Source organism: Campylobacter vicugnae (genome assembly GCF_002139875.1).
Lineage (GTDB): Bacteria > Campylobacterota > Campylobacteria > Campylobacterales > Campylobacteraceae > Campylobacter > Campylobacter vicugnae.
Window position 1 is genome coordinate 935,982 of sequence record NZ_CP018793.1, and the last position, 26,419, is coordinate 962,400.

General features: G+C 33.3%; 21 protein-coding genes. All 21 read right to left on the bottom strand.

Annotated elements, in window-relative coordinates; genetic code table 11:
* Positions 1-14: 14 nt before the first annotated feature.
* The 21 genes from CVIC12175_RS04870 to CVIC12175_RS04970 all read right to left on the bottom strand — a co-directional run bounded on the left by CVIC12175_RS04870 (position 15) and on the right by CVIC12175_RS04970 (position 25,564).
* Complete coding sequence (locus CVIC12175_RS04870) at positions 15-446, bottom strand: hypothetical protein (RefSeq protein ID WP_086248917.1); 432 nt, start codon at positions 444-446, stop codon at positions 15-17.
* A gap of 20 nt (positions 447-466) precedes the next feature.
* Positions 467-3,538, bottom strand: coding sequence for a cytochrome c biogenesis protein (locus tag CVIC12175_RS04875; RefSeq protein ID WP_086257212.1), 3,072 nt, complete (start codon positions 3,536-3,538; stop codon positions 467-469).
* Between the two features lie 93 nt (positions 3,539-3,631).
* Entirely contained in the window at positions 3,632-4,552 is a 921-nt protein-coding gene (gene hemC, locus CVIC12175_RS04880; protein ID WP_086315887.1) for a hydroxymethylbilane synthase, read from the bottom strand.
* Positions 4,549-4,959, bottom strand: coding sequence for an FxsA family protein (locus tag CVIC12175_RS04885; protein WP_086315888.1), 411 nt, complete (start codon positions 4,957-4,959; stop codon positions 4,549-4,551). The genes hemC and CVIC12175_RS04885 overlap by 4 nt, the downstream gene beginning before the upstream one ends.
* The gene (locus CVIC12175_RS04890) at positions 4,956-6,659 is read right to left on the bottom strand and encodes a proline--tRNA ligase (RefSeq protein WP_086315889.1); all 1,704 of its coding nucleotides are present in this window, start codon (positions 6,657-6,659) and stop codon (positions 4,956-4,958) included. The genes CVIC12175_RS04885 and CVIC12175_RS04890 overlap by 4 nt, the downstream gene beginning before the upstream one ends.
* Positions 6,659-7,921: a glutamyl-tRNA reductase gene (hemA, locus tag CVIC12175_RS04895; RefSeq protein ID WP_086256394.1), complete on the bottom strand. Its 1,263-nt coding sequence runs from the start codon at positions 7,919-7,921 to the stop codon at positions 6,659-6,661. The genes CVIC12175_RS04890 and hemA overlap by 1 nt, the downstream gene beginning before the upstream one ends.
* Positions 7,921-8,799 carry a polyprenyl synthetase family protein gene (locus tag CVIC12175_RS04900; RefSeq protein ID WP_086257217.1) on the bottom strand — a complete coding sequence of 293 codons (879 nt, stop codon included), beginning with the start codon at positions 8,797-8,799 and terminating at the stop codon, positions 7,921-7,923. The genes hemA and CVIC12175_RS04900 overlap by 1 nt, the downstream gene beginning before the upstream one ends.
* An 8-nt stretch (positions 8,800-8,807) precedes the next feature.
* Complete coding sequence (locus CVIC12175_RS04905; protein WP_086247197.1) at positions 8,808-9,236, bottom strand: hypothetical protein; 429 nt, start codon at positions 9,234-9,236, stop codon at positions 8,808-8,810.
* A complete protein-coding gene (locus CVIC12175_RS04910; RefSeq protein ID WP_236861053.1) occupies positions 9,229-9,489 on the bottom strand; it encodes a DUF2018 family protein in 261 nt (86 codons plus the stop codon). Before CVIC12175_RS04910 ends, CVIC12175_RS04905 begins: the two co-directional genes overlap by 8 nt.
* A gap of 17 nt (positions 9,490-9,506) precedes the next feature.
* The gene (locus tag CVIC12175_RS04915; protein ID WP_086257218.1) at positions 9,507-11,621 is read right to left on the bottom strand and encodes an FtsK/SpoIIIE family DNA translocase; all 2,115 of its coding nucleotides are present in this window, start codon (positions 11,619-11,621) and stop codon (positions 9,507-9,509) included.
* A 180-nt stretch (positions 11,622-11,801) separates the two neighbouring features.
* The gene (locus CVIC12175_RS04920; protein WP_086257219.1) at positions 11,802-14,573 is read right to left on the bottom strand and encodes a flagellin N-terminal helical domain-containing protein; all 2,772 of its coding nucleotides are present in this window, start codon (positions 14,571-14,573) and stop codon (positions 11,802-11,804) included.
* A gap of 81 nt (positions 14,574-14,654) precedes the next feature.
* Entirely contained in the window at positions 14,655-16,196 is a 1,542-nt protein-coding gene (locus CVIC12175_RS04925) for an inorganic phosphate transporter (RefSeq protein WP_086257220.1), read from the bottom strand.
* Positions 16,197-16,230: 34 nt separating this feature from the next.
* Positions 16,231-17,157, bottom strand: a complete 927-nt coding sequence (gene pdxA / locus CVIC12175_RS04930; protein ID WP_086247192.1) for a 4-hydroxythreonine-4-phosphate dehydrogenase — start codon at positions 17,155-17,157, stop codon at positions 16,231-16,233.
* Positions 17,147-17,914, bottom strand: coding sequence for a pyridoxine 5'-phosphate synthase (locus CVIC12175_RS04935; RefSeq protein ID WP_086315890.1), 768 nt, complete (start codon positions 17,912-17,914; stop codon positions 17,147-17,149). Before CVIC12175_RS04935 ends, pdxA begins: the two co-directional genes overlap by 11 nt.
* A gap of 8 nt (positions 17,915-17,922) precedes the next feature.
* Positions 17,923-18,747, bottom strand: a complete 825-nt coding sequence (locus tag CVIC12175_RS04940) for an adenylosuccinate lyase (protein WP_086247190.1) — start codon at positions 18,745-18,747, stop codon at positions 17,923-17,925.
* A 55-nt stretch (positions 18,748-18,802) separates the two neighbouring features.
* Positions 18,803-19,528 (bottom strand): arginyltransferase, encoded by a 726-nt coding sequence (locus CVIC12175_RS04945; RefSeq protein ID WP_086302706.1) that lies wholly within the window; start codon positions 19,526-19,528, stop codon positions 18,803-18,805.
* A complete protein-coding gene (locus CVIC12175_RS04950) occupies positions 19,521-19,733 on the bottom strand; it encodes a hypothetical protein (RefSeq protein ID WP_086247188.1) in 213 nt (70 codons plus the stop codon). Before CVIC12175_RS04950 ends, CVIC12175_RS04945 begins: the two co-directional genes overlap by 8 nt.
* A 3-nt stretch (positions 19,734-19,736) precedes the next feature.
* Complete coding sequence (locus CVIC12175_RS04955; protein WP_086247187.1) at positions 19,737-21,182, bottom strand: acetyl-CoA carboxylase subunit A; 1,446 nt, start codon at positions 21,180-21,182, stop codon at positions 19,737-19,739.
* A gap of 188 nt (positions 21,183-21,370) precedes the next feature.
* Positions 21,371-22,540, bottom strand: a complete 1,170-nt coding sequence (locus tag CVIC12175_RS04960; RefSeq protein WP_086302708.1) for a LegC family aminotransferase — start codon at positions 22,538-22,540, stop codon at positions 21,371-21,373.
* The gene (locus CVIC12175_RS04965) at positions 22,527-23,699 is read right to left on the bottom strand and encodes a polysaccharide biosynthesis protein (protein ID WP_086302710.1); all 1,173 of its coding nucleotides are present in this window, start codon (positions 23,697-23,699) and stop codon (positions 22,527-22,529) included. The genes CVIC12175_RS04960 and CVIC12175_RS04965 overlap by 14 nt, the downstream gene beginning before the upstream one ends.
* A 293-nt stretch (positions 23,700-23,992) precedes the next feature.
* The gene (locus CVIC12175_RS04970; RefSeq protein WP_086257223.1) at positions 23,993-25,564 is read right to left on the bottom strand and encodes a flagellin B; all 1,572 of its coding nucleotides are present in this window, start codon (positions 25,562-25,564) and stop codon (positions 23,993-23,995) included.
* Between the last annotated feature and the right edge of the window lie 855 nt (positions 25,565-26,419).

Here is a 26,419-nt window from a genome sequence, read left to right on the forward strand (position 1 = left end):
AGCTAAAAAATTTATTAAAAGCGTGAGCGAAGGCCTATATTTTTATACTGTTCAATTTCGCTAATATAATCAAAATGCAACTTATCAAGCTCATTTGTCATATATGAGATTAGTTTGGCATCAGATTTTTTATGCCCTGCTACAAGCGAGATAAATTTCAAATATGGAATCGCATGAGATGGGACACGACCCTCTGATTTAGCAGGAAATGGAAATTTTTGAATAAAATACAGCACTGCCTTAGCTATCTCCTCCTTGCTTGATCTTTTATCTGATACGATTATAATGAGATCTTCTAAGGTAATCTTTGTTTGAGCTTCATCTTGCAAGGCTGCTTTTTTTGCATTTTTTTTATCTTTGTTTAACGACTTAATAACACTTACGCCAATTACACCTAAAACGATGGCCACAGCGACCATCGCAATAAATATCATACTCTCGTTCAACTAAAACCTCCTAAACAAACTTATAACTTCGTACTATATGACCTTTTACGATAGGAAAGCAAGCTTACAACTATCATCACAAGTAGAGCTATCCATACGAAATTTGGTACTGGTACAGCATCACCAGCTGCATAACTATGCATTCCAACTAAGTAGAAATTAACACCAAAATATGTCATAATAATCGCACTGTAAGCAAACATAGAAGCTACGGCAAATGCGTATTGAGAATTTACTTTTGGTATAAATCTCATATGAACTACAGCTGCATAAACTAAAATACTAACTAAAGCCCAAGTCTCCTTACTATCCCAGCCCCAATATCTTCCCCAGCTCTCATTAGCCCATACTCCGCCTAAAAAGTTACCAACAATAAGCAAGCTAAGACCTAAAATCATTGCCATTTCATTAATTCTTGTAGCTTCAATTATATTTCTTGTTAGCTCTTTATTCTCCTTTTTACCTTGAAGGGCAAATAGCACTAAAGTAAATAATCCAAGAAGAGAACAAAGCCCTAAAAATCCATAACTAGCTGTAATTACGCTTACATGTATTGTTAGCCAGTAGCTTTGTAGAACTGGAACAAGATTTGTAATTTGTGGATCAAGCCAACTAAGATGCGCTACAAATAGAGTAACTCCAGCTAATATAGAAGTAAGTGCAAGAGATATAGCTGAACTTCTAGCAAACATTGTCCCGCTAAATGCCAAACACCAAGCTATAAATACTAAACTCTCATATCCATCGCTCCATGGTGCATGTTCAGCAATATACCATCTAAGCCCCATACCAACAGTATGGGCAATAAAAGCTAAGATATTAATCCAATATACAATTTTAAAAATTAAATTTATTTTAATTTTAGGGCGTAACATCTTAATAAACACTACTATTAAAAGTGCAAAACCGGCTAAGAGATATACTGGAGTTAAATTTTGAAATATCTTATATTTATTAAATGCTAATTCTAAATTTACTCTATTACTATCAGGCATTACTGCAGCACCAAATTCAGCTTGATATTTTTTAATAGCTTCTATAGCCTCATCAGCTTTACTCCATTCGCCACTATCTTGTGCTTCAAGTACTGCTGTAAAGTATCTTTGTAGCATTATAGCTACATTTGAAGCCTCTTGGCCGCTTAGCTCCATAAGGGCTCCGCCAGGACTTAGCCAAGTGTTATTAAAATCATCTTTTTTCGGTATTACTCTAAACATCTCTCCTATAAATACCATATAAAGAATATTTAGCTTCTCATCAGCTTTTATAACATCTTTATCAAAAAGTCCTCTTGTAGCTGGTGCTTTACGATTAGCAAGTTCTGTAAATTTAATTAGCTTATACTCTATTTGACCATCTTTATTAGGGCCAAAGAAATCATCAAAACTAGCATATTTTTGACTTTTTGGAATTCCTAATACCTTTTTTAACTCATCATCGCTAATTTTAATAATTGGTACTGAACGCCAATTTTCTGAATTTGCCATCATTGATAAAAATATAGCATTAGCACCCATTGATTGAAACTTATCACTGCGGTAAATTTTATTTAAAATCTCGTGTGCCATAGTATCAAATGGCTTCATTCTACCATCTGGACCTTGTATAATTACCGTTGATACCTTATCTATATGGCTTTGTGGAATTTGTGGCATTGATAAGGCATATCCCTTACTCGCACCAAAAATTGCCATACCAGCTATCAAAATAGTGCAAATTGCCTTAGTATTTGCCTCATTTACAGCTTTAGCAAGTTTTCTAAATCTTGAATGAGGATTCATAACATTTAATAAAAGCCCTAAAGTGAGCAAGAAATACCCAAAATATGTAGGCCATTTGCCTGGATCGCTATTTACTGAAAGTATTGTACCACCTTCATCAGAGTCATAACTACTTTGGAAGAATCTATAACCTTTATAATCAAGGACATTATTCATATAAATTCTATAATCCATCTTAAAATCTCCATCTTCAACTACAATATCACTACTATAACTCATTGGGGAGTTTGATCCTGGATATCTAGCTAGCTCAAAATCTTTTAGATATATGCTAAATGGTAATGTAATAGCCATTGGAGACCATGCTACATAAAATCTTTGCCCCCCAACCTCAACAGGCTCAGGCGGATAGTAGCTTAGCAAGGCTACATCTTTACTCTCATTATTGTAGTTTAAAGTTGCAATTATCGCATCGGCACCAGTTACATTTTCTCCAGCTTTTTCTACCCCTTTTATAGCACTTACTTTCATAGTTTTAGGTGCAAAATTTACCCCACCCATACTATATAATCTAAGCCCAGCAAACTCAACTTCTGTATCCTTTGGCAATTGGCCTTTACTCATATCACTCATAACCATATAGCTGATATCTTGATTGGTTTTGATGTAAAATTTGCCATCTTTTAAATAAATTTGAATATATTTACTTCTTGTTGGTTTAGCTCCAAAGCTAAAACTCATATCACCTACTTCAAATTTATCACCAAGCTTCATAGTAACTGATTCGCTATTGCTCTCATCAGAAAATAATAGCTCTAAAACAGGCTCTCCATTTGGACTATCTATCCATGCCGGAATCGCATTTGGAATAAAATCTTTATACTTTAATGTAGCTAATTTATCATAGATTTTTAATCTTAAATTAAAATCATTACCAATAGTACTAGATATATATTTTGGCTCTGAGACTGTATAGGTATTATTATCATCACTAGAGATCATTTGAATATAGCTTTGCATACTTCTAATCTCATTGCTTCTATCATTTTCTCGGATATTCATCTGACCTTCAAAACCAAAATATCTTGTAATACCCGCACCAACTAAAATAAATAAAAAGCTTAAGTGAAATATTAAAACAGGAAGTTTTTTGAGCTTAAATAATCTATATTCATATATATTATAGACCAAATTTACACCCAAAATAAGCTGAATCAGCGCAAACCATCCAGCACCATATACTAAAGCCCAAGCAGTTTGAGTGTTATACATACTCTCAATAATTGTCGCAGCGCCACTTGCTACACCAAAAATTAAAAAAAATACAACAGCCGAACCCATACTAAAAAATAACTTATGAATAATGCCCATAAATACCCTTAAGAAAATTTGAACCATGATTATATTAAATGTAAATAAACATTTTTAAAATAATCTTGTATTGAATTTGAGTTATTTTATAGCTCAAATTTGGCTTGCTATCTGCTCAGCCTTAGCTAAAAGCTCTTTTGCGCCTTTGGCTATAAACTCATTAGCTAAAATCTCTCCAGCCTCTTTATATTCAGATTTATTAAATACTCTTTCATTTTTCAATATTTCTTTACCATCTGGAGTGCCTAAAATTGCTCTAACACTAATTTTATCACCATCTAACCTTGCACTTACTCCAATTGGGGCTTGACATCCACCATTTAATCTATGCACAAATGCTCTTTCAATAGTAGTTTCTATAACACTCTTTTCATCATTTAAAAACTCAATCGCATCTAAAATATCATCCCTATCTACTGCTTCTATGCCCAAAGCTCCTTGCCCCATTGCTGCAATAGTATTAAGCACAGATACATACTTTACCTCTTTATGGAGTTCAAGACGATTAATTCCAGCCATAGCAAGTATAATAGCATCAAATTCGCCATCTTTAAGCTTAGCAATTCTTGAATTTACATTTCCACGAAGCGAGATAATTTCTAAATCAGGTCTAAGAGCTAGAAGTTGCATTCTTCTACGCAAAGATGTAGTTCCAACTCTTGCACCATTTGGAAGCTCATCAAAGCTTTTAAAATTCATACTTAGCATAGCATCATTTATATCTTCTCTACTACAAACACAGGCTAATTTTAACCCATCTGGAAAAGTCGTTGGCACATCTTTTAAACTATGCACAGCAATATCAGCCCTTCCATCAAGCATTGCATTTTCAAGCTCTTTAGTAAATAAACCTTTGCCACCAATCTTAGCTAGTGGAGTATCTAAAATTACATCGCCTTTAGTCTTCATAGTAATAATCTCTACACTATGACCACGAGCCTCTAAAAGATCCCTAATATGATATGTCTGCCAAAGTGCTAGGGCGCTATTTCTACTTGCGATTTTAATATTCATCTATCTCTCTCCTCTATAATCTCTACATCTATTACATCATCATTTTGGTTGGCTTGGCTATATCTGTCTTGGTTATTTTGATAATTAAGAGTATTAAATTTAGCATAAATCTTTAAAATCAAAGCAACTACAATTATAATTATTCCAAAAATATCACTTATTATTCCAGGAATTATAATAGCAAATCCACCAATAGCAAGTCCTAAACTACCAAAGATATCTTTGATATTAAAGTAGTTTATATTTTGAAATAAATTAGCAAATCCATAATTTAGTATCAAAATTACGCCAAGTAATGCACTAAGAAAAATCTCACTAAATAGACTAAAAAATCCAAATTCTAATACATATAAAACAACCAATACTATCTCTAAAAAGATATATGGTAGCAATGAAATTCTAATCATACAAGCTCTTTTAATTTGCCTAAAATTTCGCTAGAAGCGACTTTTTCTTTTATTAGACCATCACGAATGATTAGTTCAACCTCATCATTAGCTAATCCTTTGCCTACTACTACACCAAATGGATTTCCAATCAGTTCAAAATCAGCTATTTTAACTCCAAACCTTTCATCTCTATCATCTAATAATACCTCAATTCCAACACTCTCAAGCGCACTCTCAAGTTCTAGAGCAAATTTAGCCTGAGCTTCATCTTTGAAATTTGATACAATTATATGAACGCTAAATGGAGCGCACTCTTTTTTCCATACGCATCCTCTTTCATCATGGCTAGATTCTATCACAACTGCTTCTAATCTACTTACGCCAATACCATAACAACCCATAATAAACGGCTTAGCTTTGCCATTTTCATCTAAAAATGTCGCATCCATCGCAGATGAATACTTATCTCCTAGCTGAAATATATGACCAACTTCTATACCTTTAGTCATACTAAGAGTACCACCATCAAGTGCTTTATCTCCAGCCTTTACAGCTACTAAATCCTTAAATCTATCTTTATTGAAATTTATAATACTTACACCAATTGCGTGATAATCTTTTTGATTTGCGCCACAAATCATCTCACTCTCACCATCAAGCTCATTATCAATATAGAAATTGACCCCTTCAGGAAGACCAATTGGCCCACAATATCCAGCTACTAATCCAGCATTTTCAATCTCATCTGTATTAGCATCACATAGCTCTAATGCGCCACAAGCATTTAGTGCTTTTGTCTCTTGAAGTTCATCATCTCCACGCAAGAAAAATATTACAATCTCACTTCTATCTTCATATATAGCCTTTTTAATAACAGCTTTGATAGTATAAAATGGATCAATCTTAAAAAACTCGCTAACTGCTGCAATAGTCGAACAATCTGGCGTATGAAATTTAAGCATTCCATTGCTTTGTGGGCGTTCTGCACTACAGGTGCGTTTAGCCCTTTTAGCAGCTTCAACATTTGCAGCATAATCTGAACTATCACTGATTAAAATATCATCTTCACCATTATCAGCAAGCACCATAAACTCTTTACTTCCACTACCACCAATAGCTCCACTATCAGCTTCAACACATCTAAAGTTTAAGCCAAGTCTAGTAAAAATCTTACTATATGTTTTTTGCATAAGATCAAACTCACGCTTTAAATCATCATAACTTGAATGAAAGCTATAACTATCTTTCATTATAAACTCGCGACATCTTAAAAGACCAAATCTAGGTCTTGCCTCATCTCTAAATTTAAGTCCAATCTGATATAAATTCAAAGGCAGTTGTTTATAGCTATTTACTCTTCCGCGAACCATATCTACAATGCTTTCTTCGTGTGTTGGCCCTAGAACAAAATCATTACCTTTTCTATCATTTAGCCTTAAAAGTTCGCTTCCAAATTTAAAAAATCTCCCACTTTGCTTCCACAACTCACTAGGCACTACAAAGCTCATAGATACTTCATTTGCACCTGCTTTATCCATCTCATCTCTTACGATATTTTCTATCTTTTTAAGCACCCTTTTACCAAGTGGCAAGAAGTTATAAAGTCCGCTACCAGTTTGTTGAATAAATCCAGCCCTAAGCAAAAACTGATGACTAGGCAAAGTAGCGTCCTTTGGAGCTTCTTTAAGTGTTGGGATATATAATTTGCTAAATTTCATTACTCTTCCTCTTTTAGTTCTGTTTTATTAATTTTTATATCAAATAGATACTCTAATGCATTAAGTATCTCATCATCATTTCTATCTTTTAATCTCATAGTAGGCGTATGTAAAAATGCTTTAAAAACTTGATGAACTAGCTTTCTAGCTTCATTTTCATCACAGCACTTTATATATCCTTTTTTTATTGCTTTTTCTATCTCTTTTTGAGCTATATTTCTAGCTTTAAATCTTAATGCTTTAATAGCTGGAGTGCTATTTTGTGATGAACGCCACTTAAAAAACTCAGCCGTCATCTCTCCTACTATTGCATATGCTACGCCAGCTTGTTCCTCACGCAAATTTAAATTACTTTTTACTATACTTTCTAAATCATCAACTGCATAAACACTTATATTATCATAGTAGCTAATATCAATATCTCTAGGCACAGCAATATCAAAAAAATATCGGTTAAACTCTACAATCTCTATAATCTCATCAGTGATAACAGGCATATTAGCACCAGTAGCACTAAAGATTAACTGATATCTATTTATCAACTCACCAAGACGCTCCCAGGACGCAATACTAGCTAGCTCGCCTAACTCACTTTGTAGCTGAGCAGCTCTATTTTGATCTCTATTTACTATTATTACATTTACTTTAGATGCTATTAAATGCTTACACGCTAATGCACTCATCTGTCCAGCACCTACTACAACTGCAGTCATACCGCCTAAATTGCCATATATCTCTTTAGCTTTAGCTACTGCTACGCTTGAGACTGATACTGGATTTTTACTAATTGTAGTAGCAGCCCTAATCTTAGACGCACATTTAGCCCCAAAATGTATAGCATAGCTAATATTATCACCACAATTACCATTGTCATATGCAAATTTAAATGCTTCTTTAAGCTGACCAGCAATTTGAGTCTCGCCAATAACCAAACTATCAAGGGAGCTAGCTACAGCAAATAGATGATGAATAGCTCCATCATCTTCATAAACATCAGCCCTAAGCTCTAAAGCATCATATGGCACAAGAGTTAAAATTGAAATAGAGTTTAAAATATGTCTAATACACTCTTTTACATTAGCTATATATGCAAAAACTTCAACCCTATTACAAGTGCTAAGCACCATAGATTCAAAGATATTTTCATTAGCACTTAATAGACGAAGCATCTCTTTTTTGCGACTCTCATCGCTAAATGATAGCTTCTCTCTAATACTGATATCTGTATTTTTATGCGTAAAGCTAATACTTATATAGTGCATTAAAACTCCCTATCTATCATACTTGAAACTATCTCTTTTAGTCCTTCATCGCTTACTGAGGCTATTGCTTTATACCCAAGCTCTTTGGCAAACTCTTTACATTTATGAACGATATTAAACTCATCAAATTTACCTTTAATCCATTTGGTTTGATTCTCATCAAGCTCTTTACCCCATAGGCTTTTTAATATCTCTTTATCATCTAGATTTAAAGCATTATATAAAAAGATATATGGAAGAGTTGTTTTGCCCTCTTTGTAATCACTAAATGCAGGTTTACCAAGAGTTGTCTCATCAGCACTAATATCTAATATATCATCAACTATTTGAAATGCTAGGCCTAAATTTCTGCCGTAATTTGCATATGAATCACTATCTATACCAGCTATTATAGCTGCACTTTTAGCTGAAGCTTCTATTAAAACAGCAGTCTTTAGCTCAATCATCTTTAAATACTCATCTAAATTTGGGCTAAACTTAGAACCAAGATCTACATCCATCATCTCTCCAATGCTTAAATCAAGAACTGCCTTAGATATAATTTTAGCAATTTGTGGATCTAAGCTTACAATCTCATAATATCCCTTAGAGTATAAAATATCACCCAGCATAATGGAATTTTTAGAGCCATAAAGTGCATTTATACTAGGCTTACCGCGTCTAATAGTAGAATCATCTATTACATCATCATGCAATAAACTTGCTAAGTGGATAAGCTCTATTACTGCACATAGCCTAAGTGAGATCTCATTTTGACCGGCTATTTTTAAGATTAGCTTACTTCGTAGTTTTTTGCCACTACTTATCTTCTCAAACATATCAAGAGCTCTTGGATAGCCACACTCCTTGACAAATTCATGCAAAATCTTATCAACCATAAATCTTCCTATCTATCTGGTATATACTCTATCTCAACCCTAGAAGCCTGATCCATTATATATGAATCCAAGACTACTGTCCCATCATAATGCCTATACTCTTTAAAATCCAAATATAGATCTACACTATCTCTAAGTGGATCTTTGATAAAACCAAGAATAGGCTGATGATACATCTCTAGCCCTCTTCTAAGACTAAGCACTATCTGGCGTGGATAGTTTCTAAATTTAGTATGGACAACTAAATTAGTATTATCATAAAGTGTCCATGAAAACTCAAATTCATCACGAATTAAGTGAAGCCTATCTATTAAGATAATCTTAGCTTTTTCATCTTTTTTAAGGATAAATTCCTTATAATGAGTCCATTTAGGTTGGGCACCAAGCAATAAACTAACGCAAAAAAATGGTAAAAGCCAAAGAGTTAATCTACTCATTTTGTGTTAAAATTTTCCCCGTAATATCTATATATATATCATTTAGTCCGCTCTCCATAATATCAGGATTTAATGCTTTAAAGCTATCTATTTGAGATTGTGTAATTCCACTACTCTCAGCTAACTCTCTTAAAGCCACAAGCTCACTAAATAAAATTTCAAGCTCATTTTCTACTATATTGCGATTTGCATTATAAACAATATCAAAAAACTTATCCCTAGGCTGACCACCAAAAATATCATCAAATATCACTATTTACTCCTATTAAATTACCTAATTATATCTCTTTGACCCTTACTGTTTGGCGGGGTGAGTACGCCATTTTGTTCTAATTGTTCGATTATACTTGCAGCTCTATTATAGCCTACTTTTAAGCGTCTTTGTAAGTAGCTAATTGAGGTTTTTTCTTCGCTTAATACTATACTTTTAGCCTCATCATATAACTCATCTATCTCACCGCTAAATTCTCCAACACCGCCGCTACTACTAACACTATCATCTTTTAAAAAGCTATTTTCATATACTACGCTCTCTTGAGCTTTTAAAAACTCAGCTATATGATCAATCTCTTCTTCACTAGCAAATGGAGCATGTAACCTTACTATTCCAGGGCTTCCAGGAGGCGTAAAGAGCATATCTCCTCGCCCTAGCAGACTCTCAGCTCCCATCTGATCTAGTATAACCTTGCTATCTACTTTTTGCCCTACTCTATAACTAATTCGGCTTGGTAAATTTGCTTTAATCAGCCCAGTTACTACATCTACGCTTGGGCGCTGAGTTGCTACTATTAGGTGAATCCCGCTAGCTCTAGCCATCTGTGCTAGTCGCCCGATATGAAACTCAACTTCTTTACCGCTTGTCATCATAAGATCAGCAAGTTCATCGATGATAACTACGATAAATGGCAGAGTCTCACCTCCATCTTTTTTCATCTTTTCGTTATAGCTTTCTATATTTTTGGTGCGAGTTTGGCTCATTATTCTATACCTACGCTCCATCTCAGCAACTAAATTTGCAAGTACTGCTATAGCCTTTTTAGGCTCTGTTATTACTGGAGTTAATAGATGTGGAATATCATTATACATACTAAATTCAAGCATCTTCGGATCTATCATTATTAAGCGTAAGGTCTTAGGTGAGTTGCGATATAATAGGCTTAATACCATCGCATTTATACCTACACTCTTACCGCTTCCTGTAGTTCCTGCGATTAATAGATGTGGAAGTTTTTTAAGATCGGTTATAAATGGATCGCCTACTATATCCTTACCAAGGGCTAAAGTTAGCTCACTTTTAGCATTTTTATAGATATCGCTTTCTAAAATCTCTTTTAGATATATTGTCTCTATATTTTTATTTGGTATCTCTATACCTACTACATCTTTACCTGGAATTGGGGCTTGAATTCTAATAGTTTGAGCCTTTAAAGCCATAGCTAAGTCATCTTGGAGTGTTAAAATCTTGCTAACTTTAACATGTGCAGCAGGTTTAAACTCAAATGTAGTTACCACAGGTCCAGAGTATGTACGAACTACATCGCCATCTATTTTAAATCTTTTTAATTTATCTAAAAGATCAGCGATTTTTTGATCTATTTCAGCCTCATTAATACTCTTGCTTCTCTTAGGCGGGTCTTTTAAAAAATCAAGGCTAGGTAGCTTAAAATCTTTTGGCTTTTCTACTTTGCCCTTTTCTATCTGGTTTAAAAGCTCCTTATTTTCAGCTACTTCGCTAAGAATTATAGCGCCACTTGATGTGGATTTTGGCTCTTTAGGCTCATTTATGTTTAGCTCATCATTTAAAATATTAGGCTCATTTTCTAAATTCTCATTTTTGCTAGTTTCAAGGTTAATTTCTAAGCTTGCAACATCATCATTGCTATCTAGCATTTGAGGTTTTGATTTAGATTGCTCAAGCTTAGTAGGTTCTACTTCTTTAGCTTTTGGTTTTGCTTCTAGTTCAATTTTACTCTTAACAACAAAGGCTTTTTTAACCATTACATCTAGCCTATCATCAAAGGTAAGCCCACAAGCAATAAAAAATATCATAAGAATAAATATAAATGTTCCAGCACTTCCTATAACGCTTCTAAGAGCTTCAGAGCTAAAGCCACCAACTACACCGCCAGCCATAGGATCAAACATAGAACAAAATAGCAAAAATGAGTAAAATAGCATTAGTGAGCCAATGATATTACCAGCTACTTTTAAGCTAAATTTTGTATAAGATTTATAAAGATTATAAACAGGATATAACAAAATAAATGGATAAAAATATGATGCATAGCCAAATAGCCTTACATTATACCAGCCTAAGACACCGCCATAACTCCCTACAAATGAAGCATACGGAACGATAGTCGCTACACCAAGATATACAAGCATACATACAGCTATAACAAGAAAAATCTCTCGTAAAATCGTAAATTCCTTAAATAAAAATCCGCTGATTATAGCAAAAATTTTGTTATATATTGCTTAGTTTTAGTAGTTTTATAGTAGCTATATCAAGTAGCCACCACCTTACCTTAAAGGCTTTGGTGGCTTTTAGGTTAATATTATAAATTACATATAATTTAATAAGCTAATCTTGCCAATCATAGATGAAGTTTGTAGCATAGCTTCAAACTGCATAAGTTGCTGTTTGTAAATTAGCATAGTCTCACCTAAATCAGCTCCTATAATATCACTTTTGACACTTTCTATATTGACAAACATCATATTAGCTCTAGTGCCTGAACTCTCTAATACATTGGTAAATGAACCTATTTGCGTATGGAGTTTATTTACATGGTCTTGGATATGGTCTATTCTTTTTAAAGCACCTTGAATTCCAGTAGTTCTAGCATCAGTACCATTAGGATTTCCTCTATAGCTACCCTCTCTTACTGCTGCAATCATATCATCTAAGTCTTTAAATATATCCACACTTGGCTCATCTATACTTATCATATTATTAGCTGTAAAGTTAAATAGCGAGCCTTCTACGCTAGAGTTAGCTTCTTTTCCAAACTCAGGCTTATCATCGCTAAACTCTTCAAAAATAGTAACTTCGATACCTGTTACAGTTTGACTCTTATCTGTAATTTGCATTTGACCTCTATAATTTAGCTCTACATTTACACCAGCAGAAGCTGCATCAACTGCTTTATTATAAGCTTCAAATCTACCAGTAGCATATACAGGATCATTTATAACTATATCTTTTATATTTTTTAATATATTAACATCTGCTGCAGCAGCACCATTAAAAGCTGTATCAACTGCTTTATCAATTATTGTATGAATTTCTGGGTCATTAATATTAGCTTTTAATTCTGATTTAACTGTGGTAGCATTTGGAATATTAGGTGGTAATGGAATAGTATTTACAGTATCAAACAACTTCTTCATATTTTCATTAAAACCATTTGATATATCATCTTCAGGCATATTTCCAGCTGCTACCATAGCTACTATATCATTTATCTGCTTATAGCTAATATCATCAGCCGTGGTTACTACACCATCAGTTGTCTTAGTAGCTTCATTATATTTTCCTAGCATTATATTGCCTTGATATACCGGATTAGCTGGTGGATTTACTGGATTACCATCTTGATCAACTTGAGTAATGCTTAGAGATGTAGCTGGTGGCGTAGCAGCTGATATAATGTCAGTAAATTGAATTTTTACCTCATAATAATTGCCATTTTTAGATTTAATATGCATTGTCATATTACTATCAGGATTATCTTGCAATCCAGCTCCGGCTACATCTTTGATCTTTGTAGCATCTGTGGCAAATTCATTTTTGCCTTTTATTATTTGTGGGACAGAGCCTGTTAGGATATTATCTTTTTGTTCAAATTGTAATTTATTATAATCAGTTGCGTTATTTTTAGCTCCTAGAGTATCTTCAAATCCACTTTTTATAAATTCAGTTAGATATACCTTGCCATTTTTGACATTTTCTTCTATGGTAGCTAGGTCGCTTAACTCACTTACATCTACCCATGAGCCATCTTTATCACGGACTTTAGTGCTAGACATTTCACGAACTTGATCAGCATCATTTGGATCAAAAGTTGTAAAGTCATTTGCATCTATACCATTATTTCCAAGATCATTTAAATCTAGTGCAAATGGTGGATTACCGATATTTTGTACAACTTGATTATTAACTTGAAGTTGGTTAGTATTATTTAAATTAATTGTATATGTTTGATTGTTGTTACCCACTGCTGTAATTTCAGTTATATTACCATCGGCGTCTTTTGTAGTTGTTATTTTATAATTACCAGATGTAGCTGGGTCTATATTTATCTCATAATTGCCAACCTTATACTTCTCAGTTGATTGTTGCGGAGTAAGGCCAAATAGATGAAGTTCGGTCATTTGATTGCCATTTCTGATATCTTTGATCTCTATTTGACCACTATTATTCATAGTTACTTCTACTAGTTTATTTTTATTATCCTTATCATTGCCTAGAGCATAACCTATATTATCTAGTAATCCTTGTATAGTTGAGTCTGGGGTCATTGTGATTTTAGTAGCAAATGTAGTGCCATCTGGTTTTCTACCTTGTAAGAAAAATGTAGTATCTTGATCAACTAATTTATCTTTTTCAAAATCGCCAGTTTCCATCTTATCAACTTTATTATACTCCTCACTTCTGTAATTCTCACCGATTAAATCTCTTAAATCATCTTCTACGCTTATATATTTTACTGCATCATTTGGATGTTCTAATTTATTATAGTGATTTATCAAATTTACATTTGTAGTTATAATTTTATTATAGTCATTATCAGAACCTAAAAATAACGCCTCTCCATCAATATTGTATTGTGATGTTTGATTAGGGCCAATAACAGCCTTTATACTTTGGTCATTGCCATGATAATTACCTAGACTATCTATAGGTTTAGTATCAAGAGCAGTTCCAGAAAATAGATATTGTCCATTTATCGTAGTATTTGCTATATCGATTAAATTTTGTTTAATTCCTTCTAGGTCATTGGCGATTGCGTTTCTAGATGTAGCATCGTGAATATCATTGGCAGCTTGGATTAATTTGGTTTTAAATTCAGTCAGTTTAAGCACAAAATCATTTAAAGCTTGGTCACTATTTTTAGAAAATTCAGTAGCTTTAAGTGTGCTAGTTTCTACTTGCTTGAGCAAATTACCTTCATACTCTAGCCTAGCAGCATCTACATATATAGCACTTCCTTCATATGAGTGTTGAATCTTAAGCCCTGAGCTAAAAGCTTGTTGCGATTGATACAATGTAGATGAGTTTTTTTGATAGTTATAGACATTGGTAAAGTTCATAAGCTGATTAGTGATACGCATTTGCTCTCTCCTAAAAGTTTAGGAGAGAGCAAGCAAATAGCGTTCCAAATTTGAGTATTCTTGCAAAGGCAAGAGATTGATTTACAATCCTAAAACATTAACTATAATGATAAATCCTATAGCTGATCCTATCATTGCAATAGGTAGAGTAATAATCCAAGCCAAACCAATTGGTTTTAACATTCCCCAATTAGCATTGCGATTATATAATCCAATACCTAGCACCGCACCGATAAGAACATGCGTAGAGCTAATTGGCAGACCCATTTTAGTCGCTATAAGAATAACTATACTAGCAGCTAATTCAGCGCTAAATCCAGTCGTAGGCAGTATCTCAGTAAGCTTTGTCCCAACAGTAGTGATAACCTCTTTACCCAAAAACCATAACCCAACTACAAGCGCTACACCAAATGTTATCATAGCAATTGTAGGAATTACAGTAGTGCTATTTATAGCTCCACTTTTTAACACATCTAAGATAGCAGCAAATGGCCCAACTGCATTTGCTATATCATTTGCACCATGAGAAAAAGCAAAAGCTGAGGCAGTGAATATCTGAAACCAGCCAAATATTCTATTAATACCTTTTTGTGGGTTATCTTTTTTCATCATATTTACTATAGAAAAGCTCACTAAATACGCCACCGTACCAATAACACATAAAATCCATACAGTCTCAATAGCACTAAAGGTTAAATTCATATGCTTTAACCCTTTAAATAGCAATGTAGATGAGATAATCATAGCTGAAATTGCCGCTAAAATAGGTATATGCAGTCTCATATACTTCATAGCATCAATTAGTTTTTCTTGTTTTTTAAATTCTTTAATTTTATCTCTAAATGGCCCTTTGCCAATGATATTTTCATCATAACTCATAGCAATAGCTCTAAGCTCTTGAATTTGCTCAGATTCATTTTTGCTAGATAGTTCATTGATATAGCTCTCTTTAAAGCTTCTTTTTTGAGCTTTAATAGCTTTTATCTGAGATTGCAACTCTATGCTTGGTGTGATGATTTTAGACTTAATATAGCCAAAAACTATATAAGCAATAACTCCACCCATAAGAGGAGATAATACCCAGCTAACAGCAATACTACCTATAGAACTCCATTTAACCATATTTAAGGTATTGCCATCATTGTAATATATATATCCCATCATAAGACCAGAACCTACGATACCACCTACAATAGCATGAGTAGTAGATACTGGCAAGCCCTTTTTAGTCGCTATAAATAGCCAAATTCCAGCACTCATAAGAGCTGAAAGCATAACCGCAGCAAATATCATAGGATTTATATCGCCATTATTTGGCAGTGTAACTATACCACTTCTAATAGTGTTTGTAACCTCTGCACCAGCAAATATAGCACCGCTTAACTCAAACACAGCTGCTATAATCAGTGCTTGTTTAATAGTAAGAGTTTTAGCCCCTACGCTTGTACCAAATGCATTCGCAACATCATTACCACCAATATTAAAGGCCATAAAAAGACCAAAAACACTAGCTAAAATAAAAAAGATTAAATGATGACTAGATATATATCCATATCCCCACACAAAAAAGACAACTAAGGAAATAATAAAAATCGAAGTAAAAAATATATTATCCCTACCCAAGCAATACCTCCAAATTTTCTTTTATTTTAGCTTTTTAGGCTTGAATTTTGACTGAATTTACGCAATATTTGATTGATTCTATATAGCTTTTTACGCTTGCTTTAGATTGATATGCAATATCAAAAGCAGTTCCGTGATCTACGCTTGTTCGAATAATTGGCAAATTTAAACTTACATTAATCGAACTATCAAAATACAAGGCCTTTAATGGCGCAAGACCGATATCATGATACATAGCTACTAAGCGATTTATAGATTTAAGAGAATTAGGTGTAAATGCCGCATCAGGCACAAGAGGTCCAGTAAAAATAGGCTTACCAAGAGTAGCATTTACAGCCTCTATGGCCATTTTTATCTCTATCTCCTCTTTGCCTCCAATAGTTCCATTATCGCTTGCGTGTGGATTAAATCCTAAAACTCCTACTTTTTCAAATTTACTCGAATAGTAAAAGTTTAGTAAAAACTTCTTTATAGATTTAAATTTAATCTTTTTGCTAACATCTTTTAACCCGATATGATCGCTAAATAAAGCCACATATAACTCATCACACCCAAGCATCATAATCGCATCACGATCAAAATAATCACTAAGTGCATCAGTATGGCCTTTATATGGAATCTTAGCCTTTTTCCAACTCTCTTTATTAATAGGCAAAGTTACTAATGCATCAGCTCTTCCCTTGGCTGTGAAATTTAGAGCATTTTCAAAGCTAATAAATGAGAATTTTCCACTTTTTTTACTCACCTTACCTGGTTTAATCTCAAAATCATCTCCACACTCATAAATCTTAAAATCATCTGGAATATAGATATTTAAAAGCTTAGCAGCACGGCTAAGTAGCTTTGAGTTTATAAAATATATTGGATTGCAAATTTGGCTTATTTTTTTATGGCTTTTTAATGCAATCTCTATACCTACGCCATTTATATCACCTACACTTATTGCAATTTTAGGCTTCATTAATTAACCTTTTCATATCTTTTATAGCTTGATTAAGCCCTGTAAAAACCGAACGCGCTATAATACTTTGACCGATATTTAGCTCAAAAATCTCTGAAATACCAGCGATTAATCCTACATTTTGATAGTTTAATCCATGACCAGCTGCTACCTTTAAACCTAAGTTTTTAGCAAATTTGGCTGCGGTTTTTAATCTATTAAATTCAATTTTTAAAAGCTCTTTAGCATCTTGATTTTCAATAGATTTAATGCTAAATTTAGTTTTTGAAATATTAGAATAAGCCATTAAATAGGCATTAGCAAAGCTTCCTGTATGCAACTCAATAGTATTAACACCTAGATGTTTAGTTGCTTTTATATCATCTAAATTTGGATCTATAAATAGCGATACATCAATATTTGCTCTATTCATTGCATTTATGCTTGATACTAGCTCTGGGCTATTTAAATTTAGACCGCCTTCAGTAGTTAGCTCTTCTCTTTTTTCTGGTACTAATGTAGCACGGTGCGGGCGTAAATCTACTACTATATCAGTAATAGCTGTAGCACACTCTAGATTGACTGGTATAGGGCAAAGATTTATAATATTTTGCGTATCGATATCATCTATATGTCTGCGATCTTCTCGTAAATGTATAGTTATCTGATCAGCTCCAGCACTAACAGCTATATACATAGCATTTAATATATCTGGATCATTTACCTGTCTTGCTTGTCTAAGTACTGCTATATGGTCGATATTTACACCTAATTTCATATTTGTCCTTATGAGTTTATAAATTTTCTTTGCTCTTGAAAATATGGCTTAAGAGCTTCATAGGCTAGGCCTATTTTTTGAAATTTATCTGTATAGTTTTTTTGAATTTCATCTGATTTAGTCGTATGACGATCTGGGTGATAGACTTTAGTTAAATTCAAGTAGCTAGTTCGCACCGTCTCATAATCATCTCCAACTTCACATCCAAGAGTATGAAAATGCTCTTCTAAAAGAGTAGCTAACATAGTAAATCTACGCTTATACTCTTTGGAATTTAACGCATTAAATCTGCGTTTAAACTTCTCAAATTCATCTTTATTATAGTTGAAATTTACTACATATTTTAGATGTTCTCTGCTACTTATAATATTTGATAGGCTCTCTATATCTTTTAAATTTTGCGGAGTGAAAAGTAGCCAATTTTGGCGTGGAAAATACTCACAATTTACATCATTAAATCCACGCATTAGATACTTAGCAAATAGCTCTTCACTATTTTTAAGATCAAATAGCACCTTTGAGTTTTCAAATTTAATATCTATATCTATTAACACCTGTAGTGAAGTTGGATTTTTATAGATTAGCTTAATATTTTTATGGTGAGTAAGCCAAAACTCAACCCCGCTACCAACAGTTTTTTTATATAAATTTGCTATAAATTTTAGCAAATATTTACGCTGGATCAGCTCATTTTCGCTATAAAATATAATAATTCTATCACGAGTACCAATCACATTGGCAAAACTTTGGCGAATTTTATAGATAAGATTTAGATACAGATCGCAATCATCAGTCACGATAGTAATTGACTCTAATGTCTGTGTAATCTTCATTTCAAGCCCTATCTTTTAATTTTGGGCTTTTAAAGCAAATTGCGTTCCATTAAAACTATGAATCTACCCAAATAGTAGGTTCATCTAACTCACAATACTCTTTTAGAATTTGATATGGTTTATAGTCGCTCTTATACTCTAAGCTTTCACAATTTTTGACATAAAATCCTAGATAAATCCATGGCAATTTATGCGCTTTAGCTAGTAAAATTTGATTTAAAAGTGAGTATTTACCAAGACTTAAATGAGCATAATCAATATCCCAAAAGCAATAAATCGAGCTAATTCCATCATTTGTAATATCTATAAGATCTACGCAAATAAGCTTATTATCATCATAATAATCCACCTCAAAGCCAAACTCTCCAGCACCATCTACATAAACGCTAAAATAGCGTTCATAACTCATTTGATGATACTCCCAGCCTCGCTTATTTTGCATAAATTTATGATATTTTTCATATAGATTTATATGTTCTTGGCTTAGATGTGGGCGAGTTACTACAACCTCTATACCAGCATCTTTATTTTTGCGAATTACTCTTTTTAGGCTTTTGGTGAATTTAAATTTTTGAGCGTCTATTCTTAAGCTTTTGCACTCATTGCAATCTTTGCAAATTGGCTTGGAAAAATACTTGCCAAATCTTCTATAACCATGCTCTACTAAAGCAGAATTATAAGCATATGACGCTTCATAAATATATTTATAGCTACTTCTAGAAGAACGACCCTTAAGATACGCACATGGCGTATCAAGGGTGCTAAATTCAATCTCAGTCAAGTTTTTTAATATCCGAATATTTGATAAATTCCATAAACTCATCTCTTAGCCTAGCCTCTTTATCGGCTGGTTCTTGAGACTCTATGAATATATCTTTGAATTCATCTCTATTTGGATTTGGCTTTGGTTTTGAAACTGGGGCTTGAGCCTTTTGCTCTTTAACCATCTGGCCTTTTATCTCTTTTAAACTATCTAAAAAATCCATAAACTACCCATTTTCTCTACTAGATTTTACCTTTTGAATTGCTGCTGTAATAGCTGCAATTACCTCTTCTTTGTTCTCTTGATTGTGATCATGAGTATTTTCTAAAATATCTTGAAGTCTCTCTTCAATATAGCTAGTATCAAAAAACCCTCTTCTAAAGTGTCTTCTTTTAGATATAGCTAAAAGAAATGGCAATGTAGTTCTAACACCTTCAATTGTAAATTCATCTAAAGCACGCTCAAGCTTGCTTACTGCTAAATCATAACTTCTAGCTTTTACTATTAGCTTAGCTACAAGTGAATCATAAAATGGCGGTATAGAATATCCTTGATACATATGGCTATCTACCCTTACTCCTGGGCCAAGAGCTGGAAAGTAGCCTGTGATTTTGCCTGGACTTGGAGCGAAGTTTTTCCATACATTTTCAGCTGTAATCCTAGCTTCTATAGCTACACCTTGAGGTTTAACCTCTGTTTGGTCTATATCTAGAATTTCCCCTGAAGCAATGCGAATTTGCCTAGAGATTAGATCTACGCCCACAATCTCTTCAGTTACGCCGTGTTCTACTTGAATTCTTGTATTCATCTCCATAAAATAAAAATTATTATAATCATCTAGCAAAAACTCAATTGTACCAGCATTAGTATATCCTACAGCCTTAGCTGCTGCAACTGCGGCCACACCCATTCTCTTACGCAAATCCTCACTAATAGTAGGACATGGCGCAATCTCAATCACCTTTTGGTGGCGTCTTTGAATAGAGCAATCACGCTCACAAAGGTGAATTAAATTACCATAATTATCACCTAAAATTTGAAATTCAATATGCCTTGGTTTTACAATTAACTTCTCCATAAAGACTTCATCGTTATTAAAAAACGCCTTAGCCTCTCTTTTGCAACTCTCATAACTACTTTCTAAATCTTTAGGATCCCATACCTCTCTAATACCACGACCGCCGCCGCCGCCGCTTGCTTTTAAGATTACTGGATAGCCTATTTTTTCAGCTTCTAATTTTATAGTTTCAATACTCTCTTTATTTAACGCTTCAGTACCTGGCACAACTGGAATACCATTTTTATGCATTAGATTTCTAGCGATATTTTTATTACCCATTTTTAAAATAACTTCAGATTTTGGCCCAATAAATGTAAGACCAGCATCTTCAACCATCTTAGCAAATTCATAATTTTCACTTAAAAATCCATATCCAGGATGTATAGCATCAGCACCACACGCCTTAGCTACTTCTACTATTCTAGCAGCATCTAAATAGCCTTTGATTGGGTCTTTGCCTATCTCATATGCCTCATCAGCAACTTTTACATGTAAAGAGTCTTTATCTGGTTCTGTGTAGATAGCTACATTTTTGATATGTAAATCTTTACACGCCCTAACAATTCTAACAGCGATTTCACCACGATTGGCAATTAAAATTTTATATATCATAAAGTTACCTTTAAAAAATTTTCCACCCATTTTAGCTAAATTTGGATATTTTTTAGCTAAAAATATAAAAATAAATGTAAATTTTAAATATTGTGTTACACAAAAGCCTAAGCACTACTTTATAGCTCACTCTTAGCAATTAAAATAAATGCATTAATACTACAAAGCCATAGCTATTATAATTTATTTTAGCTAAGCACTCCACTAGGAAGGCATACGATTCTATCTACAAGATATTTGGCGTTTTGATTGGAATCTTTCATACAGTTTTTATACATCTTTAATTGGCTTAGCAACTTCCACGCTGGGCGCATCATCACATCATTATCATTGGCAAACTCTAGCAGCTCATCACGCTTACTTCTATCTTCTAAGATTATACCCATTAGCCAGTAGTTGCTATTACACTCTATAGGTTCATTTATAAACTTTATCCCCATCGTCTCAAAAAACTTCGCATATCGTTCTGCTTGTCGTCTTTTACTCATTAGGCATAAATCTAGATTTTCTATTTGAGCTTTTAGTAGTGCTGCATTGAGATTTGGCATTCTATAGTTATAGCCTATTTCATCATGGTCATACTCATATAGGTGTGGGATTTTAGCAGTTGTGCTTAGATGTTTGGCTCTTTTTGCTAGTGCTTCATCATCAGTAATTAACATACCGCCACCGCCACTTGTTATAACCTTATTACCATTAAATGAAAATACTCCAGCTAGACCAAACCTACCACAATGAATATCTTTATATTTGCTTCCTATACCCTCAGCAGCATCTTCTATAAGCATAATCCCCCACGACTGGCATATCTGAGCTATCTCATCTATTTGACACACCATCCCAAAAGTATGCATAGGCACACATGCACTTATATGCTTATTAGTATGTTTATTATAGCATTTACCATATCTTTTAACACAATGCAAATCTAAAAAATCACTTAAGCTCTTAGGACTCATTCCCATAGTCTCCATATCCACATCAACAAATATAGGACTAGCCCCCAAATAGCTAATAGCATTAGCAGTCGCTACAAAACTCAAGGGCTGAGTTATCACCTCATCATCAGCCTTTACTCCAGCACACATTAGCGCCATATGTAGTGCTGCTGTACCGCTACACATAGCTACAGCATATTTAGCCCCTGTATAACTAGCTATATCTTTTTCTACATCTACGACAAATTCCCCCACGCTAGAGACATATCCAGTATCTATACATCTCCATAGATACTCCATCTCTCTACCTAAAAGTCTTGGCTCATGAAGGGGGATTTTTTTACGGTTATACTCATTTTTGATAAATCTTACTATCTCTTCACATCTTGGTTTGCTATATTTATTACTACATTTTTCCATCTAGATACCTACCTTTTTCTATATGATTAAACTCAGGTAAAACTCTCATAAACTCTGTCATTATCGCATTTTTATCAAATTTATTATCATATATCATAGCTTTTATATTTTGTTTGAATATTTCTAAATTTTCTGCGTTATTTATCACATCATTTTCTATCACGCCAATAGTATCAAATCTATCCATATCTAGCTTTTCGCTACCGGTGTAGAACTCTTCATAATCTTTCTCCCCTGTCGTATCACTACTGCTAAATAGACAGGCCCACTTTTTAGCCTTTGCTAGCTCTTTGGCTTTGGCTCTAGCTTCGTTCTCATCTTCGCATATATATGGCTCATAGCCTTTAGCATTTAGATATTTAATTGCTATATCGCTAAATTTGATTAAATTTAATCTCTTATCTAATTTTGGGAAAAATATATCACGATTACTTCCATATATAGCACTAATCAAACATAGCTCGCCACTTTCTTTAGGAGTGATAAAGTATCTACGCACATCATTTGGAGCCACTATTGGCTGAAGTTTTCTCATCCTTTGCTCAAACCCATATAGCAAGCTCCCATCGCTAAATGCTACATTAGCAAACCTAGCCATACTAACTGGAGTTACACTAGATCTATAAAAGGCATACATCTCCATAATTCTCTTACTAGCTCCCATCATATTGGCTGGATTGGCAGCCTTATCGCTACTTACAGTAAAGTATCGCTTGGATTTTTTCATCATCTCATCGCTATTAAATATATTTGTTTGGATTAATCGCATTAGAGTATATGGATCTTTTTCGCTTCTTACATGCTTTAACGCACTTAAATTTAATACATAATCATACTCATTGCTAGATATAAGCTTATTAAATATCTGCGAACCAGCATCAATAGCATATGTAGCAAACTCTCCACTTATATAGCCATAGCTACTTCTAATATCACGCACTAGCTCTACTAGATTATTTTCACTAATATCAACTACATCAAGGGTTTTTGGCTCTCTAGCAAATATCTCTTTAACCACAGCTGAGCCGATACTTCCAGCTCCACCAACTACTAAAAATTTAGATTGATTTACTATATCTTTTAGCTCTGTATCCACTCTAGCCATATCAGAACTAAAAAGGGGCTCATCTCTACCTATAAGGCTTAATATATCTATCATTTATCATACTCTTTTAGATTTAAAGTTTTAATTATAGCTGAATTTAAAAAATTTGAGAAGTACAAGATATTTTACCTCTGGTATCCAGAGGTAAAAAGGACTTGTAAAGTTTAATGAGTTTTGTGCGAGTTGTATTAAGCACTCTACGGACGACCGCACACCGCAAGTAGAGTATATCATTGCGATCCAATTTCTTAGCATAATATCTTTAAACTTAAGCAGATACAATGAGCGTGATAATCTTAAATTTAATTATCACTACTTTATAGAATAATTATATTAACTCACCAACTCTACTGTAGAAGTTTTAAGATATTTTGCTGTACAGCATTGGCCTGACTCATAGCGTAGCTTCCGCTTTGAGCTAGGATATTATGTTTGGAGAATGTAGCACTCTCACTAGCAAAATCCACATCCCTTATTTGTGATTCGGCTGATTTTACATTTACTTGAGTTACGCTTATGTTGTTTATAGTAGCAATTAGCTGATTTTGCACCGAACCTAGGTCTGCTCTAATCTTATCTAGAGTCTTTCTAGCTGATTCAGCTACATCTATCATAGATTGAGCACCACCATAACTATTTACACCACCTACTTGATCAGGTGTGCTATATACATTTGAGAAACCACCTTCAAAATATCCCATCGCTTTTGCCATATTGTAGCTAATAGTTCCTGAGTTCATATATTTTAAATTTACACTGGCTTGATTATACGCTTCAGATGCTATAGAAGCTGTACTAATCATGGCAGCAGCATTAGTAAATCCAGACATTGTAGATAAGCCATCTATACCTATTTTAATATCTCTAGCATCTTGGCGGATAAATGTCAAAGAACCCATGAAAGCAACACCACCTCCAGCAGATCCATTTGATGCACCAGTCATATCTCCACCCATAAAGCTAGCTCCAGAAAGAGCTCCAACCCTAATAACTCTACCATCTTTAGCAGCTAAAACTAAGCGACCATTTTGAATGCTTGCCTCTACACCGGTTTCATCTTTTTTAGCATTGATTGCACCGATTAATACATTATCACTATCACTAGCTTTAACTGTGATATTACCAATAGTTACGCCGTTAATTGTTAAATTTTTAATAGTACCTACAGATACAGTATCACTAAAAATTTGAGTATTATTAACTTTAGCTTTTACACCAGTTAAATCGCTTACGCCGTTCATCATCTCAGCAATTGCTTTAAGACCATCAGTTTGCATTACATTTGAAACGATTTTTTGAAATACATAGCCACCAGGATATCCATCTATACCACTGAGTTTTATAGTGAATCCACTTATTGTTGAAAAATGAGATACTGCAATATTACAAATTGTCTCAAACCTAGTATGCCCAATAGTATTTGAGTTTGTAGCACCTATACTTACTTTAGCTGTTTCATTACTATAAGCACCAATTTGGAAGTTTTTGTTTGAGAAATTTCCATTTAGTAGTTGTTGGCCATTAAAGCTTGTAGTAGTAGCTATCATATCTAGCTCTTCAAGTAGTCTGCTAATATCATTTTGAAGTGCTCTTCTAGAGTCACTATTTTGACCATCTTGTGCTGCTTGGATAGCTTTAGTTTTAATAGTATCAAGTATTTTAATCTGTTCATCCATAGCTTTATCTGCAGTTTGGATGATACCTACAGCATCATTTGCATTAGCAATTGCTTGACCTAGCGAGTTAGCTTGACTTCTTAAGCTATCTGCAATTGCCATACCAGAAGCATCATCAGCTGCTGTTTGGATTCTAAGGCCTGAGCTTAGGCGACCAAGTGAGCTACTAAGCGCTCTATCATTTACTACAGCATTTGCATGTGCATTCATAGCTGCGATGTTAGTGTTAATTCTAAAACTCATCTTTAAGTCCTTTTCTTAAAAATTTAAAGTTGTAGGAGTATAAGCAAATGGTGTTCCAAATTTGAAATTTAAAAGAATTAAAATATTTAGATAAAATTAAAATTCCATAAAAAGCCGTATATATGGGGTTAAGAGCTTGATTGGGTCAAAGCTTAAATAGCTATATACAAAATTTATTAGCTTTAAGTAGAAGCTTAGATGGAGCTAGCCTAGATGAATTTGAGAAAATATCTAAGAAAAATAAAATAAATAGCAATAACTTAAAAATGTTAAAAATAATTATGAACACGAAGATTTTAAAAAAATCTATTTTATATTGAATAAAGAAAAAAGGATTTGAATAGATATAAGATATTAAGTGGTGGGTTTACCAGAATTAGCATACACTCAATAAAATACCTATTTAACTATATCTATAGATTATCCAACTTTAATAATGACCTAATTAATAACTTTATTTATTGAAACTTATTAATACTCAACTACCAATTAAAACACAGATTATAGCATATATTTTAATAGATTAAAAAATATAAATAAATTAAAAAATTATATTATTTTGATTTATTAATTATATATTTACTAAATATAATATATAATCAGTTGTTTATTATGTATTGTTAAATTAGGTTAATGTTCATAAGACCTTTCTTATAAAAAAAGAAAAATGAAAAGGGGTGAGTATTATATTTTTATAAAAAATATCAAAAATTCAAAATTGTAAAACAAAATTTTATATGTTATTTTTTAAACAATTCATTTATATGTAAAATTCTATTATCAAATAAACTACTACCACTAAAAAGAATAATATTGTTAATTTTATGATATAATTATCTACTACTAAAAAAGATA

Bases quoted from the DNA above. Each gene is read 5' to 3' on its own strand.
- pdxA (WP_086247192.1), bottom strand. From the start codon at position 17,157: ATGAAGCCTAAAATTGCAATAAGTGTAGGTGATATAAATGGCGTAGGT.
- CVIC12175_RS04950 (WP_086247188.1), bottom strand. From the start codon at position 19,733: ATGGATTTTTTAGATAGTTTAAAAGAGATAAAAGGCCAGATGGTTAAA.
- CVIC12175_RS04885 (WP_086315888.1), bottom strand. From the start codon at position 4,959: ATGATTAGAATTTCATTGCTACCATATATCTTTTTAGAGATAGTATTG.
- CVIC12175_RS04915 (WP_086257218.1), bottom strand. From the start codon at position 11,621: ATGCTTGTATATCTTGGTGTAGCGACTATCGTTCCGTATGCTTCATTT.
- CVIC12175_RS04905 (WP_086247197.1), bottom strand. From the start codon at position 9,236: ATGAGTAGATTAACTCTTTGGCTTTTACCATTTTTTTGCGTTAGTTTA.
- hemA (WP_086256394.1), bottom strand. From the start codon at position 7,921: ATGCACTATATAAGTATTAGCTTTACGCATAAAAATACAGATATCAGT.
- CVIC12175_RS04920 (WP_086257219.1), bottom strand. From the start codon at position 14,573: ATGCGTATCACTAATCAGCTTATGAACTTTACCAATGTCTATAACTAT.
- CVIC12175_RS04875 (WP_086257212.1), bottom strand. From the start codon at position 3,538: ATGGGCATTATTCATAAGTTATTTTTTAGTATGGGTTCGGCTGTTGTA.
- CVIC12175_RS04955 (WP_086247187.1), bottom strand. From the start codon at position 21,182: ATGATATATAAAATTTTAATTGCCAATCGTGGTGAAATCGCTGTTAGA.
- CVIC12175_RS04970 (WP_086257223.1), bottom strand. From the start codon at position 25,564: ATGAGTTTTAGAATTAACACTAACATCGCAGCTATGAATGCACATGCA.
- hemC (WP_086315887.1), bottom strand. From the start codon at position 4,552: ATGAATATTAAAATCGCAAGTAGAAATAGCGCCCTAGCACTTTGGCAG.
- CVIC12175_RS04940 (WP_086247190.1), bottom strand. From the start codon at position 18,747: ATGAAGATTACACAGACATTAGAGTCAATTACTATCGTGACTGATGAT.
- CVIC12175_RS04960 (WP_086302708.1), bottom strand. From the start codon at position 22,540: ATGGAAAAATGTAGTAATAAATATAGCAAACCAAGATGTGAAGAGATA.
- CVIC12175_RS04965 (WP_086302710.1), bottom strand. From the start codon at position 23,699: ATGATAGATATATTAAGCCTTATAGGTAGAGATGAGCCCCTTTTTAGT.
- CVIC12175_RS04935 (WP_086315890.1), bottom strand. From the start codon at position 17,914: ATGAAATTAGGTGTAAATATCGACCATATAGCAGTACTTAGACAAGCA.
- CVIC12175_RS04900 (WP_086257217.1), bottom strand. From the start codon at position 8,799: ATGGTTGATAAGATTTTGCATGAATTTGTCAAGGAGTGTGGCTATCCA.
- CVIC12175_RS04890 (WP_086315889.1), bottom strand. From the start codon at position 6,659: ATGAAATTTAGCAAATTATATATCCCAACACTTAAAGAAGCTCCAAAG.